Annotated in this window: 14 protein-coding genes; 6 read left to right on the plus strand and 8 right to left on the minus strand. The window is 74.7% G+C overall.

Annotation, left to right across the window (positions count from 1 at the left end; all coding sequences use genetic code 11):
- Positions 1–22: 22 nt before the first annotated feature.
- Together C9F11_RS04245 and C9F11_RS04250 are read right to left on the minus strand one after the other, a co-directional pair.
- Positions 23–1,531 carry an amidase family protein gene (locus tag C9F11_RS04245; RefSeq protein WP_249401588.1) on the minus strand — a complete coding sequence of 503 codons (1,509 nt, stop codon included), beginning with the start codon at positions 1,529–1,531 and terminating at the stop codon, positions 23–25.
- Between the two features lie 84 nt (positions 1,532–1,615).
- Entirely contained in the window at positions 1,616–2,473 is an 858-nt protein-coding gene (locus tag C9F11_RS04250; RefSeq protein ID WP_249401589.1) for a helix-turn-helix transcriptional regulator, read from the minus strand.
- Positions 2,474–2,560: 87 nt separating this feature from the next.
- On the opposite strand from C9F11_RS04250, the gene C9F11_RS04255 reads away from it, so the two are divergent.
- Entirely contained in the window at positions 2,561–3,352 is a 792-nt protein-coding gene (locus C9F11_RS04255) for a glucose 1-dehydrogenase (protein ID WP_249401590.1), read from the plus strand.
- Between the two features lie 21 nt (positions 3,353–3,373).
- Here the strand turns inward: C9F11_RS04255 and C9F11_RS04260 are convergent, their stop codons facing one another.
- Positions 3,374–4,816: a PepSY domain-containing protein gene (locus C9F11_RS04260; protein WP_138957982.1), complete on the minus strand. Its 1,443-nt coding sequence runs from the start codon at positions 4,814–4,816 to the stop codon at positions 3,374–3,376.
- A 314-nt stretch (positions 4,817–5,130) separates the two neighbouring features.
- Here C9F11_RS04260 and C9F11_RS47265 point away from each other — a divergent pair, with 314 nt between their 5' ends.
- Positions 5,131–5,658 (plus strand): luciferase family protein, encoded by a 528-nt coding sequence (locus tag C9F11_RS47265; protein ID WP_171075628.1) that lies wholly within the window; start codon positions 5,131–5,133, stop codon positions 5,656–5,658.
- A 16-nt stretch (positions 5,659–5,674) separates the two neighbouring features.
- On the opposite strand, the gene C9F11_RS04270 is transcribed toward C9F11_RS47265, so the two are convergent.
- On the minus strand, positions 5,675–6,235 hold the full coding sequence (locus C9F11_RS04270; protein ID WP_138966036.1) for a GNAT family protein: 561 nt from the start codon (positions 6,233–6,235) through the stop codon (positions 5,675–5,677).
- A gap of 2 nt (positions 6,236–6,237) precedes the next feature.
- Entirely contained in the window at positions 6,238–7,488 is a 1,251-nt protein-coding gene (locus C9F11_RS04275) for a GDSL-type esterase/lipase family protein (protein ID WP_138957983.1), read from the minus strand.
- 231 nt (positions 7,489–7,719) lie between these two features.
- Here C9F11_RS04275 and C9F11_RS04280 point away from each other — a divergent pair, with 231 nt between their 5' ends.
- Positions 7,720–7,920, plus strand: a complete 201-nt coding sequence (locus C9F11_RS04280; protein WP_171076052.1) for a hypothetical protein — start codon at positions 7,720–7,722, stop codon at positions 7,918–7,920.
- Between the two features lie 103 nt (positions 7,921–8,023).
- Here C9F11_RS04280 and C9F11_RS04285 read toward each other — a convergent pair whose 3' ends face one another.
- Positions 8,024–9,007, minus strand: coding sequence for a DMT family transporter (locus C9F11_RS04285; protein ID WP_138957984.1), 984 nt, complete (start codon positions 9,005–9,007; stop codon positions 8,024–8,026).
- A 93-nt stretch (positions 9,008–9,100) separates the two neighbouring features.
- On the opposite strand from C9F11_RS04285, the gene C9F11_RS04290 reads away from it, so the two are divergent.
- Both C9F11_RS04290 and C9F11_RS04295 read left to right on the plus strand, forming a co-directional pair.
- Positions 9,101–10,084 (plus strand): LysR family transcriptional regulator, encoded by a 984-nt coding sequence (locus tag C9F11_RS04290; RefSeq protein WP_138957985.1) that lies wholly within the window; start codon positions 9,101–9,103, stop codon positions 10,082–10,084.
- 69 nt (positions 10,085–10,153) lie between these two features.
- Positions 10,154–12,301, plus strand: a complete 2,148-nt coding sequence (locus C9F11_RS04295; RefSeq protein ID WP_138957986.1) for a VCBS repeat-containing protein — start codon at positions 10,154–10,156, stop codon at positions 12,299–12,301.
- 30 nt (positions 12,302–12,331) lie between these two features.
- Here the strand turns inward: C9F11_RS04295 and C9F11_RS04300 are convergent, their stop codons facing one another.
- Positions 12,332–13,255, minus strand: coding sequence for a glycoside hydrolase family 16 protein (locus tag C9F11_RS04300; RefSeq protein ID WP_138957987.1), 924 nt, complete (start codon positions 13,253–13,255; stop codon positions 12,332–12,334).
- A 483-nt stretch (positions 13,256–13,738) separates the two neighbouring features.
- Positions 13,739–14,008, minus strand: a complete 270-nt coding sequence (locus C9F11_RS04305) for a hypothetical protein (RefSeq protein ID WP_138957988.1) — start codon at positions 14,006–14,008, stop codon at positions 13,739–13,741.
- 163 nt (positions 14,009–14,171) lie between these two features.
- Between C9F11_RS04305 and C9F11_RS04310 the strand changes: the two genes are divergently transcribed.
- Positions 14,172–15,002, plus strand: coding sequence for a thioesterase family protein (locus tag C9F11_RS04310; RefSeq protein WP_138957989.1), 831 nt, complete (start codon positions 14,172–14,174; stop codon positions 15,000–15,002).
- Positions 15,003–15,038 lie beyond the last annotated feature (36 nt).

Raw genomic sequence — 15,038 nt, forward strand, 5'->3', positions numbered from 1 at the left:
GCCGCGCGCCCGCCGCGCCGTTTCACAGGGTCGGCCGCTCCTGAGCCCACGGAGCGGCCGACTCCAGTTGTCCGGCGAGCGCGAGCAGCAGCCCCTCGCTGCCGAGCGGCCCGCCGAACTGCACCCCCAGGGGCAGGCCCTCGGGCGTGCGGTACAGCGGGACCGACATGGCGGGGCGGCCCGTGATGTTGGCGAGCTGGGTGAAGGGGTTGGGCGCGAGGTTCTGGACGACGGCCTGCTTCCACAGCCTGGTCCTGCTGAGCCTGCCCGCCACCCCGGCCTTGAGCAGCGCCTTGCCGACCTGCCGGGTCAGCCAGGGCGTGTCGAGTTCGCCGATCCGCACCGGCGGCCGGGCGAGCGTCGGCGTGAGCAGCACGTCGTACGTCTCGTGGAACGCGGTCAGTTGACGGGCGTAGGTGTTCCACCGGGCGTTCCGCACGGAGTGCTCGACGGCGCCGACCGCGCGGCCCGCGGCCGCGATGAGGTGGGTGTCGAGCTCGAACCGGTCGTCGCCCGCGCCGGTGCGGTGCTTCAGCTCCGCCAGCGTCGCGGCGTTCTCCACCGCGTACATGGTCATGAAGTCGTCGGCCATGCGCAGGCCGTCGACGGCGGGCTCCGCCTCTTCCACGTCGTGGCCGAGCGCGGTCAGGAGCTTGACCGCCACGTCGACGGCTTCGACCGCCTCGCGCGCCACCGGGGTGCCGATCGGCGAACGGGTGCTCACGCCGACGCGCAGCCTCGGCGGTGTGCGCCGGGCCAGTTCGGCGTACGGCGCCTCGGGGCGGGCCGCGAGATAGGGGCCGCCCGGGTCGGGGCGGGCGGTGAGCACGTCGAGCAGGGCCGCGCTGTCGCGCACCGTGCGGGAGACGACGCCGTCGCTGGCCGCGCCCGCGAGCAGCTCCCCGTGCGCGGGGCCCGCGGGCACCAGGCCGCGCCCCGGCTTGAGGCCGAAGAGGCCGCAGCACGCGGCGGGTATGCGGATCGAGCCGCCGCCGTCGTTGGCGCCCGCGGCCGGGACGATGCCCGCGGCGACGGCGGCCGCGGAGCCACCGGACGAGCCGCCCGGGGTGTGGCCGAGGTTCCACGGGTTGCGGGTCGCGCCGTTGGCCTCGGGCTCGGTGATGCTCTTGATGCCGAACTCGGGCGTGTTCGTCTGCCCGAACACGACGAGCCCGGCGTCGAGCCACCGCCGCACGGCCTCGCTGTGGCGTGCCGCGACGAGCCCCGCGGCCGCGCGGGAGCCGCGCCCCGTGGGCCGCCCCTCGTAGTCCTGCATCAAGTCCTTGATCAGGAACGGGACTCCGGCGAAGGGTCCCGTGAGCTCGCCCGCGGCGCGCTCGCGCGCGATGCTCGGCATCGGGCGGACGATGGCGTTGATCTTCCCGTTGACGGCCTCGGCGCGCGCGAGTGCCGCCTCGAGGAGCTCGGCCGGTGACGCGTCGCCCCGCGCCACCACCTCGGCGAGCCCGACCGCGTCGTACTGCTTGTAGTCCTCGTAGTCCACCGCGCACCCCACCTGACTCGGCGTCATAGATCCCCGGGAGGTTAGATCGTCCGCGCCGTGGGCGGCAACGGTGTCCCGCAGGCCCCGGCACGAAGGCGGTGGCCGCGCGCGTCAGCCGGGCACGCCCATGCTCTGCGTGCCGATCACCGAGAGCAGCCGCAGCGCCTCTTCCGACGGCGAGCCGGGGACGGCGCTGTAGACGAGGACCCGCTGGTCCCGGTCGGTGAGGTCCAGGACGTCGCCGCGCACGGGGACGGGCCCGACGAGGGGGTGCGCGAAGGTCCCGCAGAACGTGGGCCGGTCGGCCACGTCGTGCGCGGCCCACAGCCGGGCGAACTCCTCGCTGCCCGCGAGGAGTTCGTCGACCAGGCCCCGCACCTCGGCGTCGTCGGGATAGCGGGCCGCGGCGGCGCGCAGGTGCCGGGCCGCGGTCCGGGCGAAGTCGTCCGCGTCGGAGAGGCCGTACAGCCTGCGGCCGTGCCGGTGCGGGCCGAGGTAGGCGCGCCGGACGAGGTTCCGGTCCCGGCGCGGGAGCGCGGAGAAGTCCTCCATCAGGGCGGCCGCGAGGTCGTTCCAGGCGAGGACCTCGTACGTCGCCGACAGGACGACCGCCGCCGCGTCCGGCATCCGCCGCAGCAGGTCGACGATGCTCGGCCGCACCTCCCGCGACGGTCCCGGCGGCTCCGGCGGGACACCGGCGAGCCGCAGCAGGTGGTCGCGCTCGGCCTCCGTCAGCCGCAGCGCGCGGGTGAGCTGGGCGAGGACCTCCCGCGACGGATGCGGGGCCCGGCCCTGTTCGAGGCGCGCGTAGTACTCGGCCGAGATGAACGCGAGCTGCGCCACCTCCTCGCGGCGCAGCCCCGGGGTGCGGCGGCGCGGCCCCGCGGGCAGCCCCACGTCGGCGGGGGTGATGCGCTCCCGCCTGCTGCGCAGGAAGTCGGCGAGCTCTCGTCGTTCACGTTGATCCACACGTCCAGTGTGGACGGTCGGCCAGGTGCTCATCCAGGCACTGTCAGTGCCTGGATGAGCGGGACGGGCGGCAGCAGGCTCGTCGGCATGAACGACACAGCAATGACCTCCAGCACCACCGCGAGCCTGCTCACCGGCAAGGTCGCCCTCGTCACCGGCGCCGGGCGCGGCATCGGCGCCGCCGCGGCCCGTCTCTTCGCCCGGGAGGGCGCCCGGGTGGTCCTCGCGGCCCGCACGGAGACCGAGCTCGAGGCGGTGACCGAGGAGATCAGGGCGGCCGGCGGCACCGCGGCGCACGTGGTGTGCGACCTGGCGGACCCGGCGAGCGTCCGCGCCGCCGTCGACCGGTGCGTGGAGCTGTACGGCCGGCTCGACGCGGCCTTCAACAACGGCGCGGCGGGGCAGCGGCCCGGCCCGATGGACCAGCTCCCCGAGGCCGACTTCGACCACGTCTGCGCCGTGAACCTCAAGGGCCCGTGGCTGGCCATGAACGCCGAGATCGCCGCCATCCGCGCCACCGCGGGGCGCGGCGCCATCGTCAACACCTCCAGCGTCGGCAGCCTGATGGCCAACCCCGCGCTGCCCGTGTACGCCGCGACGAAGGGCGCCCTCAACAGCCTGACCGCGTCGGCGGCCGCCACGTACGGCCCCGAGGGCATCCGCGTCAACGCCATCGCGCCCGGCACCACGCTCACCGAGATGCTCCAGGAGTGGGACGCCGAGTCCCCCGGCACCATCGAGCAGCTCAACGCCCTGACGCCGCTGGGCCGTGCCGCCGCACCGGAGGAGATCGCCGAGGCCGCCGCCTGGCTCCTCAGCGACCGCTCCTCCTACGTCACCGGCACGGTCCTGCGGGTCGACGGCGGCATGCGGGCCTGAACCACCGCCCGCCCGGGGCGGCTACGCGCGGTCCGCCGTGGCCCTGGGGCCCTGGTCGCGCCTGCCGCGCCGGTGCGCGATCTCGCCCAGGAGGACGTCGACCGCGATGAACGCGGCCAGCGGGATGCCGAGCAGCGGCACGAAGTAGCCGAGCACCGCGATCGCCGCCATCAGCGGGACCAGGACGTACGCCGGGACGTGCTGCCAGGCGCCGCGCGGCAGCGGGCGGCCGAACGCGCTGCCGCTGCCGCGCAGCCACCACATCCGGTAGCCCCACACGATCAGCAGGACCAGGGCGAGGGCGAGGGCGGCGAGCGCGATCTGGTTCGCGAGGCCGAAGAGGGTGCCGGAGTGCGCGTCGATGCCCCAGCGGGTCAGCTTGGCGAGGACCGGGAAGTCGTCGAACCGCAGGACGTCGGTGACCTCACCGCTCTGCGCGTCGACGGCGACGGAGTCCTGCTTCTCGGGCCAGCTGCGCTGGATCTGCTTGACGACGTAGCCGGAGGAGGCGTCGGCGGGCGGGACGATCTCCACCGGGTTCGTGAGGCCCTCGGCGCGGGCGGCCTTGAGGACGGTGTCGAGCCCGACGTCGCCCGTGCCGCCGGACCCGGTCCTCGCACCGCTGCCGCCGCCGTGTCCGGCGTGCTCCCCGGCGCCCGCCCCGGCCGCGCTCGCCGACACCGCGGGCGTCGTCTGGCCGAGGGTCTCGCGCAGGTCGCCGATGCTCTCGCCCGCGTACGTCGACCAGGTCAGGCCCGTGGCGGACAGGAAGAAGAGGCCTCCGGCCGCCCACACGCCCACCGAGCCGTGCAGCGAGAGCAGGCGCCGGCGGCCCGTCGTGCCCCGCAGCCCGCGCCGGGCCCGGCGGCGCCCGAACCACAGCACGACGCCGCCGCCCGCGATCACCCACAGCCAGCTCGCGGCGAGTTCGCTGTACAGCCGGCCCGTCTCGCCCAGGTGCAGATCGCGGTGGAGACCGGAGATCCAGGTGCGCAGCGGCAGCGAGCCGCTGGAGCCGTAGCTCTCCTCGGCGCCGCGCACCTCGCCGTTGTACGGGTTGACGAACACGGCGAGGGTGCGGTCCTCGGCGACGCCCGGCACCCCGGAGAGCAGTACGCGGGTCGTCGCGCCGTCCTCCGCCGAGGGCCGCACCGCGGCGACCGTGCCCTCGGGGTGGGCCTTGCGGGCCGCGGCGACCTGCCGCTCGATGGGCAGCTCCCGGTCACCCACGGGCACCGTCAGCTGATCGGCGTACACGACCTTCTCCGCCGTGTACGAGGCGGCGTAGAGGAATCCCGTCGCGGCGGCCACGAGCAGGAAGGGGGCGATGAGCACCCCGGCGTAGAAGTGCAGCCGCAGGACCAGCGGGCGCAGCGTGGACCACACGGACGGCCGCGGGGCGGGCTCCGCCGTGGCGGCGGGCCGCCCGTCGGGCGGTGCGGGGGCAGGGGGCTGGGCGGACATGTCGTGCTCTCCTGGTGCCGGTCGGTGGTACGAGGTGCTCCGGTGCTGACCGGACCGGTCCATGGGTCGAGCGGCGCGCAGGGCGAGTTCCCGGATGCCTATGTGATCTATGACACTCCCGTGCGGTTCTGCGGTACGACAACACCGCACGTCATCGGCACGGGCGGGTGACACGGTCCCTCCCCTTCCGCTCGACCGGGAGCCAGCCATACCCTTGCTGACCTCAGGCGCGAGCGCGGGCCCGGCCCGCCGCAGGGAATCAGCTTGTGAACAGGGGTAGTTCGCAGGGTGAAATCCGCGCGACGATGGGGCGCATGACGGCGGCGCAACGTGCCATGACCCAGCTGGAGTCATGGCCGAACCTCGTGAGCGGTTCCCCCCGGTGCGCGGTGGGACGTTCCTTCGGCACACCGGGCACACCCGCGCGAGCGGGCTACGAACTGGTCCACTTCCACTGCGACGACGCCGCGGACGTCTGCCTCACCCGCGCCGCCGTCGACCGGCTGCGGCCGCAGCTGAGACACAGCTCCGCGATCCGGGTGCGGCCCGGGGCGTCGTGGATCACGGTGCTGCTCGACTGCGACATGGACATCGCGCTCCTGCTCACGCTGGTCAGCGTCGGGCTCAAGGCGCACGACGACGCGCTGGCCGTGCTCCGGGGAGAGGAGCAGCGGGGCCGGTCGGCCGACTGCCCCTCTCCCCCGTGCGACTGGGAGGCCCGCGCCCAGCCCGTGGCCCACGCCGCGCTCGCGCCGGCGACGCCCCCGCCGCCCGTCGAGAGCCGCCGCGGCCTGCGCGCGACGTGGCGGGCGGTCGAGCGGCTCATCCCGCACGGGCACTGAGCGGCGCGGCGTCGCCCTACGCGTTCTCCTTCCGGGCCCGCCACGCGGGCGCGAGCACCGACCAGATCTCCTCGTCGTGCCGCACGCCCCGGTACAGATAGCTCTCCTTGAGCACACCGTCGCGCGTCATGCCGAGCCGCCGCGCCACGGCGATGCTCGGCGCGTTGCCGGACGAGACCCACCACTCCACGCGGTGGATGCCGCGCTCCTCCACGGCCCAGTCGATGAGGGCGCGCGCGGCGCGGGTCACCAGGCCCTTGCCCGCCGCCGACGGCTCCAGCCAGCAGCCCGCCTCCGCGGTGCCCTGCCCGACGTCCATCCGGCGCAGGATGACGGCGCCGACGAGCCTGCCGTCCCAGTGGATGCCGCAGATCCGCCCGGCGTCGGCGGCGGCCTTGTCCGCGTACGCCTGGAGGTAGGCGCGGCTCGACGCGAGGTCGGTGATGATGTCCGGCAGGCCGTTGTGCCGCCCGATGAACTCCCGTCCCCGGTCCACGTGCGCCAGGAACTCCTCGGCCTGCCACGGCTCCAGCGGGCGCAGCTCCGCGCCGTCGTCGCCCAGGGATATCGCGTACATCGTCATCTTCTGCCTCCGGTGGTGAGGAGTGAGAGGTCCATCGCGTCCGCCATGGCCTCGAAGCCCGCGTCGTTGACGTGGAGGCCGTCGCCGCTGCCCAGGTCCGGGTGGATGCGCTCCGGGTCCCGCGGGTCGGCGACCGCGGCCGCGGTGTCGACGTAGGCGTCGTAGGGGCTGTCGGCGCCGCGGATCCAGGCGTTGACCTCGCGGGCGACGGCCCGGCCCGCCGGGCTGTCGTAGCCGTCGAAGATCGTGCCCTTGTAGGGGCCGATGGTGGTGGCGATCGCGGTGAGCCCGGCCGCGTGCAGCCGGTCGGCGAGGGTCGTCAGGCCCGCGATGAGTTCGTCGGCGGTGGGCGGGGCCGCGGGCTCGGGGTGGGCGAGCTGGCCGGGCGTGCCCAGGTCGTTCACGCCGAGGTGGACCAGGACGTGGGTGGCCCCGGGCACGGAGAGCACGTCGCGCTCCAGGCGGTTCAGGGCGCTGTCGCCGACCTCGTCGGTGAGGAGGCGGTTGGCGGACAGGCCCTGGTTGACCACCCAGCCCGCGCCGTCGGGGAGCCGCGCGTTCAGCAGGTCGGTGAGGCGGCGGTCGGTATCGGGCGTGCTGCCGAAGCCTTCGAGCCAGGAGTCGCCGAACGCCACGGTGACGGGCGTCCCGGCCGGGGCGAGGACGTCGACGCCGGTGAGGTAGTGCCGGGTCACCAGGAGTTCCAGGCCCTCGGCGCTGTCGAGGGACGCGGTGGCCAGGGCGTTCCCGGGGACGGCGTAGCCGGTGGTGTTGGGGACGGCCGCGTAGGTGCTCAGGCCGGTCTCCTCGGGCAGGTACAGGCTCAGTGCCCACTCCTCGCCCGCGTGCACCGCGCGTTCGACGGCGTCGCTGATCACTTCCGCGCCCGGCGCGACGACGACCTCGGTGGCGCCGTCGAACAGCACCGGGGTGTCGGTCGCGGTGTCGACGGCGCTGTGCCGGGTGCGCCGCGCGAGACGGGCGCCCGCGACGCGCAGCGGGGCCGTGCCGTACTGGTTGCTCAGGCGTATGCGCAGGGCGCTGCCGCCACCGGCGAGACGGATGACCTGACGGACGGTCTGGTCGGCGAAACCACGGCGTTCGAAGAGCTCGATGGACTCGTAGGGGCTGAGGACCGCGGAGCGGAAGGCGGCTGTCCAGGCCGTCTGCGAGGCGGACGGGTCGAGCGCTGCGGGCGGGCGCCCGGTGGATCGGGGGGTGTGCGGTGCCGGGGTCTCTGCGTTCATGATCGACTGAACCGGAGGGGGCGGGGAGATATTTCCGGTGGGAGAGGCTCGCCCCCTTTCCCCACAGACTTCCGTCCACACAACCCGTTCGTATGATCGTCAGTGACTCCTTGATCCCTTCGGCTGTTGGGTACGACGAGGGGGCCGGAGCAGCCGGTCCGCCGGGCCGGGTGGGTCCCCTCGGCCGGACGAGGCAAGGAGCAGGTTGTGAACGGCAGTCGGGTGAGGAAACTGTCCCGCTGGGCGCTGGTGGCCGCGGTCGCCGTCGGGCCGGTCGTCGTGTCGGCAGGCGCGGCGCACGCCGACGAGACGCACCGCGACTCGCACAACGCGCCGGTGGTGGCACTGATCAACACCGGCCAGATCGACGACCCGATGGAGGACGTCCTGGAGCACACCCTGAACTTCGGGGACGGCTACAGGTGGGACTGACGCCTCACGAGCAGTGCCCCGCAGGGGCGTGGGCAACCGCGCGACCGGCCACGACGGACCCGCGGACGCCCGACAGCACGGTGCGGCAGATCCAGCGAAGCGCCTAGGTGACGCGCTGCGCGTCAGGGCCGGACGGCAACGCCGTCCGGCCCTCGCGCTCCCCGGCGGCCTCGCGGGCGGCCCGCCCCGTCGGCGCCGCCCGGTGGTCCCGCTCCACCGCCTGCCCCCAGTACGTGCCCACGACCATCAGCCCCGCGCCGAGTGCGGCGAACGGCGTGAAGCGCTCGCCCCCGAGGCCGATGCCGACCGCGACGGCCCACACCGGCTCGGTGCCGAGCAGCAGACTGGCCCGGCTCGCCGAGCTGTGCTGCACCGCCCACGTCTGCGCGAGGAACGCGAACACGCTGCAGAACAGGGCGAGATACACCAACTGCCCCCACACGGCGGCGTCCGCCGAGCCCAGCGCGGGCAGCCCGTGCGCGGCGGGCACCGCGAACACCGCGGAGCCGACGACGGTCTGGACCGTGGTGAGGTGCAGCGGCCGCACCGCACGGCCCGCCGTCAACCGCCCCACCAGGGCCACGTGCGCCGCCCGCACCACCGCGGCCGCCAGCATCAACAGGTCGCCGCCGCGCAGCCCGTGGAAGCCGCTGCCGGACATCAGAAGGCCGACGGCCACCAGACACACCCCCGCCGCAGCGAAGAAGCGCGGTGGCAGCCGCCCCGCGCCGGACGTGCGGTCGAGGAACGGCGTGAGCACGATGGTGAGGCTGATGATCAGGCCCGCGTTGGCCGCGCTGGTGTGCGCGACGCCGTACGTCTCCAGGACCAGGACGGCTGCCTGCGTGAGCCCGAGGAGCCCGCCCGCCGTCCACTCGTCCCGGGTGAAGCGCCGGTCCCGGCGTCGCACGGCGACCAGCGGGAGGCAGACGGCCGCGGACAGCACGTACCGCGCGCACAGCACCACCATGACGGGCAGCACGTCGACGGCCGTCTTCGCGGCGAGATAGCTGGAGCCCCACACGAGGGCGACGAGCAGCAGGACGGCGTCGGCGCGACCGGCCGGAAAACCGAGGTTCTGGGACACCCCGCACACGCTGCCCGCTCATGATGTTGAAGCCAAGAGCGTGCTTCTTCAGCAACAGTGAAGTATCACTACATCGTTGCCTACGATGGGCCGATGAACGAGCGGCAGCTACGGATCCTGCGGGAACTCGGCGAGCTGGGCAGCGTCACCGCGGCCGCCGAGGCACTCCTGATGACGCCTTCGGCGGTGTCCCAGCAACTGCGGCTGCTCCAGCGCGCGATCCCCGTGCCCCTCACCGAGCGCGCCGGGCGGCGCCTGGTCCTCACCGACGCCGGGCAGGCCCTGGCCGACGCGGCGGCCGGCGTGGAGAGCGCGCTCGCCCACGCCCGGCACACCATCGACGCGTTCCTCAACGAGCCGGACGGGCCGGTGTCCGTGGCGGCCTTCCACAGCGCGGCCGGGGCGTTCTTCCCGCTGCTGCTCCGCGATCTGGCGGGCCCCGGCGGCCCCCGGCTCGCCCTCGCCGACGAGGACGTGGCGCAGGACCGCTTCCCGGTGCTCACCCGGGACTACGACCTCGTCCTCGCCCACCGCCTGGACCCCGCGCCGCCGTGGCCGCGCTCGGTCACCGCCACCACGCTGCTGCGCGAACCCCTGGACGTGGCCCTGCCGGTGGACCATCCGCTGGCCGCCAAGCGCCGCCTCACGCCGCACGACGTGGCGGACCAGCCCTGGATCACGGTGCACGACGGCTTCCCGCTGCTCGCCACCATCGACGCCATCGCCACGGCCGCCAACCGGCGCCTGGACATCGTGCACCGCGTCAACGAGTTCACGGTGGTCGCCGAGGCCGTCGCCGCGGGCGGCGGCCTGGCCCTGATGCCCCGCTGGACCACGCGCCCGCACCCGGCGCTGACCCTCAAACCGCTCAGCGGCGTGCACGCCCGGCGCCACATCGACGTGCTCCACCGGCCCGAACGCGCGGCGCGCGGTGCCGTGCGCACGGTGCTCGCCGCGCTGCGCCGCGCCGCCGTCACCGTCCGGGACCGCGACGCCGCGCGGGCTCCCCACCGGCCCGCGCGCGGCCCCTCCGGGTCACCCGCGCACGGTCCCGCCGGGGCAGGCGAATCCCCGTAAGCGGCACGATCTTGGCTGATATACGCTGCCGCTACTTTCATGGCAGCCATCCCGGGGGGGAACTTTTCCATGACTCTGCAGTCCCGCGCGCTTCTGGGGAGCGCGCTCGCACCCGTACTCGCTCTCGCCGTCGCCGCGCCGAGCGCGCACGCGGCGCCGCCGCAGGCGGCGGCCAAGGCCGCCGAGGCCGCTCCGCGCGGGCCCGTGGGCCCGTGGACGGCGCCCGCGGCCCTGCCCGGCGTCTCCCAGGTCCACGACCTCAAGACGAACCGCGGCGGCACCGTCGTCGGCCTGTTCACCCAGGACGGCAAGCGCGTGGTCGCCCTCAGACCCGCGGGCAGCACTGCCTGGCAGCCCGCCCGGCCCGCGGAGAAGGGCTCGCTGCACCGGACCGACGACGGCGCGGTCTCGCTCCTGACGTGGGAGGAGCCCGCTGACGGCGGCCCCGGCGGGCTGCGCGTCTCCCGGCTCGGCCCGGACGCCACCGCCTTCGGCCCGGCCGAGACCGTGCCGACCGGCGGCCCGGCGCACTCCCCCGTCGCGGCCGCCGACGCGGCGGGCCGCACGGCCGTCGCGTGGATGGACGGCGACCGCCGGCTGAGGGTCGTGGAGCGGTCGGGCCCGGGTGCGGAGTGGACCGCTCCGGTCACCCTCGACCAGCTGCCCGAGCCGATCGAGCGGCCGGACCACTCCTACTACTACCGGCTGCGCGACCTGCGCCTCGCCGTCGCCGACGACGGCACCGTCGGGGTGGTCTGGGGCGGCAACAGCTCCTACGAGGGCGACGGCGTCGACCACGACCCGACCGCGCACAAGTGGCACTACAAGTACCTGGAGAAGCCCGCGGGGTCCGGCTCCTGGAGCGCGCCGCGCGATCTGCCGCAGCTCGGCGAGTACCCCGACCAGGTCACGTTCGCCGCCCACCCCAAGGGCGGCTTCCACCTGTTGTCCCACGGCGCGTACGCCCGCAAGCCCGCGGGAGCGGACTGGGGCACCACCCAGGCCACCGGGGCCGGCGGCGACGCCACCCGCCCCGCCGAGCTGTTCACGGCCCCCAACGGCGACGTCACGGCGGTCGGCCGCGGCGGCTGGGGCCCTCATGTGGCCACGCTCCGCGCCGCCACGGGGCGGTGGACCGAGTCGCGCCTGCTCGACCGCAACGTGCCGGACGACTCCGTGAGCAGCGCCCGGACCGCGACCGGCGCGCTGGTCATCACGTACGCGCGCAAGCGGTACGTCTCCGGCTCCGTGGTCCGCGTGGACTTCGTCGCGCAGACCTTCGGCGACCACGGCGTCTCCAAGCCGCGGATCCTGAGCGGGTCCGCCGACGGCCGCTCCAGCAGCGGGCGCGTGACCGCCGACGGCCAGGGCCGCCCCGTGGCGGTGTGGACCGAGGCCCAGGGCCGCGACGACCGGCAGACGTTCACCGCCACCACCGGCGAGCGCGCCCGGCCCAAGTGGCACGACTACGCCGACGACTCCAAGGCGGACCTGATCGGCCTGTCCACCACCGGCGCGCTCAACCTGTTCACGCAGGACGGCTCGCCGCGCCCCTTCCAGCTGCGGACCTGGCCGGAGAAGACCCGCCTCGTGCCCTTCGGCGACTTCGACGGCGACCGCTGCAACGACGTGGTCGCCCGGATGCCCGACGGCGAGACCCGGCTCTACACCCCGGTGTGCGGCGGCATGCCGCTGCCCGAGTCGCCGTACAAGAAGCTGGCGCGCGACTGGAGCAAGTACGACACGCTCCTCGCCTCCGGCGACCAGACCGGCGACGGGCGCCCGGACCTGCTGGCCCGCGACAAGGCCACCGGGCACGTCTATCTGTACGCGCACGACGGCCGGGACGGCTTCGCGCCGCGCGTGAAGATCCGCTCGTCGTGGACCGGCTACCGGCGGGTCATCGGCGCGGGCGACCTGAACGGCGACGGGATCGGCGACGTCCTCGCCCTCGACAAGTCCGGTGAGCTGTGGCGCTACGACGGCACCCGCACCGGCCGCCTCAAGGACCGCGTCCGGGTCTTCAAGGACTGGGGCGCCTCCTACAAGGACGTCATCGGCGCCGGTGACGTCGACGACGACGGCAAGTACGACCTGGTCTCCCGCGACACGTCCCACCGCCTGTGGCTGAACGCGGGCAACGGCAGGGGATCCTTCGCCGGCCGCACCCAGATCGGTGACAAGCCGTACTGGAGGCAGTGGGCGTCGATCGGCTAGGGCCGCACCGCCCGGGCCCCCGGCGGGACGCTACCGCGCGCCCTTCCAGCCGTACGCGTACGCGGCGACCCAGGTGATCTCCAGCTGGGCGCTGCTGCCGGGGGCCGCCGGCGGGCCCTCCAGGGCGCTCTCGTTCTGGAGCACCCAGGACAGCGGGCGGTCCGGCACGTTCCGCGTGTCGCGGCCCACTTGGCGGCCGTCGACGAAGAAGCGGACCTGGCCGGGCGTCCACTCGGTCGACACGGTGTGCCACCGCGTCCAGTCGTCGGCCCCGTGGTACGTGCCCTGTTCGCCGCCGCCGCAGGGGTGGTGGAAGGCGGTCAGGGAGCCCGTCCACTCGCCCTCGGGGTGGTCCATCTCGCAGCCGCCGCCGTAGTGCAGCCACGCCGACTTGTACCCGGCGGCGGGCTTGGTCACCTTGATGCGGGCGCTGTACTTGCCGTACTTCAGCTGCATCACGGCGCGCGGGACCACCGCCGCGGCGTGCACGGGACCGCCGTCGGCGGGCCGCCACATCCGGATGCGCATGCGGCCGTCCCCGTCGGCGGCGGGGCCGACGCTCACGGTGTCCTCCGGGTGGTAGACCCCCGCCACGCTCCGGCCCCGCTGCCGCTCGTTGGCCGTGTCACGCCAACCGGTCGGGTACGCCCACCAGTTGTTCCGGTACGCGCCCCGCAGCCCGCCGCAGTAGGCGGCCGAGGTGTCGACGTGGTGGGCGCAGTCGCTGAACGCGCCGAGCGGCACCCGGTCGCCGTTGAAGTCCTCCGCGAGGACCTGCCAGTACGGGCCGCAGTCGCCGTGCGGCATGGCGGCACCTGCGGTGCGGCAGGCGTCGGCGGACCGGGGCGCCCCGTCCGCGCGCGGGAGGCCGAGCAGTCCGGCCAGCAAGGTGACGCCCACGGCCGCGAACAGCGCGGGTCTGCGGCGCCGGTGCGGTGCTGCGTGTGTCCCCATGGCAGTGCGCTTCCTCCCGGGCACGGGATGCGGCTCCGGCGCGGTGGTGTCGGTGGTGCGCCGGGGAGAAGGGCATCTTTGCCGGGCGGGAGGGAGAGCGCCATCCCCCGAGACGGCTCATTCCAGTCCTTGTCCCGCCGCCGATTTCAGGTGTGGGATACACGCGACACTCGGGTGCGGACACACGGGCCGGGCCGTGACCGCGGACAACTCGCGGTCGTCCGCGCCGACATGCACCAGCTCTTCGGCCATGGCCGGGGCAACGGGCGGGCCCGCCCGAGGGGCACCGTCCGGCGTGGTGACCCGCTGCCCGTACGCAGGGCGTACAGCCGCCGTCGACGCCGTCGGCGTAGTCCGATCCCCGCGCCGCGCCCGGCCTCGTCCGCACCGGGCCACCGGTCCCGGCCTCCCCCGCCGCCGTCCGCCGGTCCCGTCGACGGCGTACCCCTTGTGGTCGTCACCGCCGACGTGCGCCGCTTCCCTTCAGGGGGTGTCCCCGCGCCAGTCCCACAGGTTCCGCGCACCGGCGCGCGGTCCGTACTCGGCGCGGCCGCCCGGGCCGTACCGGCCGATCTCGGTGTCGAGCAGCGCGCCCTCGGCGAGCCGCCCCGCCGTCCATCCGGTGACGTCGAGGAGCAGGCCGTCGAGCGGGCCGCCGACGAGCTCGCGGTAGTCGTGGCCCGGCTGCGGGCCGGGGTCCGGTGCGTCGTGGTCCGTGCCGTACACGCGGCGACGGCGTATCACCTCGTCCATGCCCCGAGCCTCGCATCCGGCACTGACAATCGCCCGGCCGGGGAGGCGAAGACCCGCACGCCGTGGCCGTCTGTGGGTCAGATCACGGTGACCTGCGGGACGCCCGCTCCTACGATGCGTGGCCAAGGCACCTATCCCCGCGCCTTCCCGCCCCGCCAAGGAGATGCATCCCGTGACCACCGGCGACGTCGCACGCGAGAGCTACTACGAGCGGACGGGCGAGGACCTCTACAAGCCCACGGCTCACGCGGGCGGCGCGTGGAGCGCGGACGAACAGCACTTCAGCCCGCTCGCGGGGCTCATCGCGCACGCGATCGACCGGCACCTCGCGCGGGACACGGCGGCCGCGGCGCGGCCCGCGCCCCTGGCCCTCGCGCGGATCAGCTACGACATCCTCGGCCGCATCGCCCTCGACGAGTGCCGGGTCACCGTGGAGACCGTGCGCCCCGGCCGGACCATCGAACTCCTCGAAGCGACCGTGGTCATCGGCGACCGCCCGGTCGTCCGGGCCCGCGCCTGGCTCCTCGCGTCCCTGGACACCTCGGCCGTGGCCGACAGCCCGCACGACCGGATGCCCGCACCGGAGGCGCTCGCTCCGTGGGCGATGAAGGAGAAGTGGCACGGCGGCTACATCTCGTCCGTCGACGTCCGCCGGACGCCTCCGTCCCGCAGGGGCCGCGCGGCCGCCTGGGTGTCCTCGCGCCTCGACCTGGTCGCGGACGAGCCGAGCACCGCCCTGGCCTCGTACATCGCGCTCGTGGACACCGCGAACGGGATCGCCGTGCAGCAGGACCCCGCCGCGTGGATGTTCCCGAACCTCGACCTGACGATCCATCTGCACCGGCAGCCGCGGGGGCCGTGGACCGGCCTGGACACGACCGTCACGTTCGGCCCGTCGGGGCAGGGGCTCACCAGCAGCGTCCTGCACGACGTCGACGGACCCGTCGGCCACGCCGAGCAGATCCTCACCGTCCGCCCGCTGGCCGACGGCTGAGGGGACCGCACAAAACGGGTGGACCGGGCGGGGGCG

This window comes from Streptomyces sp. YIM 121038, assembly GCF_006088715.1.
Classification (GTDB): domain Bacteria; phylum Actinomycetota; class Actinomycetes; order Streptomycetales; family Streptomycetaceae; genus Streptomyces.

Bases quoted from the DNA above. Each gene is read 5' to 3' on its own strand.
- C9F11_RS04245 (WP_249401588.1), bottom strand. From the start codon at position 1,531: ATGACGCCGAGTCAGGTGGGGTGCGCGGTGGACTACGAGGACTACAAG.
- C9F11_RS04255 (WP_249401590.1), top strand. From the start codon at position 2,561: ATGAACGACACAGCAATGACCTCCAGCACCACCGCGAGCCTGCTCACC.
- C9F11_RS04260 (WP_138957982.1), bottom strand. From the start codon at position 4,816: ATGTCCGCCCAGCCCCCTGCCCCCGCACCGCCCGACGGGCGGCCCGCC.
- C9F11_RS47265 (WP_171075628.1), top strand. From the start codon at position 5,131: ATGACGGCGGCGCAACGTGCCATGACCCAGCTGGAGTCATGGCCGAAC.
- C9F11_RS04270 (WP_138966036.1), bottom strand. From the start codon at position 6,235: ATGTACGCGATATCCCTGGGCGACGACGGCGCGGAGCTGCGCCCGCTG.
- C9F11_RS04275 (WP_138957983.1), bottom strand. From the start codon at position 7,488: ATGAACGCAGAGACCCCGGCACCGCACACCCCCCGATCCACCGGGCGC.
- C9F11_RS04290 (WP_138957985.1), top strand. From the start codon at position 9,101: ATGAACGAGCGGCAGCTACGGATCCTGCGGGAACTCGGCGAGCTGGGC.
- C9F11_RS04295 (WP_138957986.1), top strand. From the start codon at position 10,154: ATGACTCTGCAGTCCCGCGCGCTTCTGGGGAGCGCGCTCGCACCCGTA.
- C9F11_RS04300 (WP_138957987.1), bottom strand. From the start codon at position 13,255: ATGGGGACACACGCAGCACCGCACCGGCGCCGCAGACCCGCGCTGTTC.
- C9F11_RS04305 (WP_138957988.1), bottom strand. From the start codon at position 14,008: ATGGACGAGGTGATACGCCGTCGCCGCGTGTACGGCACGGACCACGAC.
- C9F11_RS04310 (WP_138957989.1), top strand. From the start codon at position 14,172: ATGCATCCCGTGACCACCGGCGACGTCGCACGCGAGAGCTACTACGAG.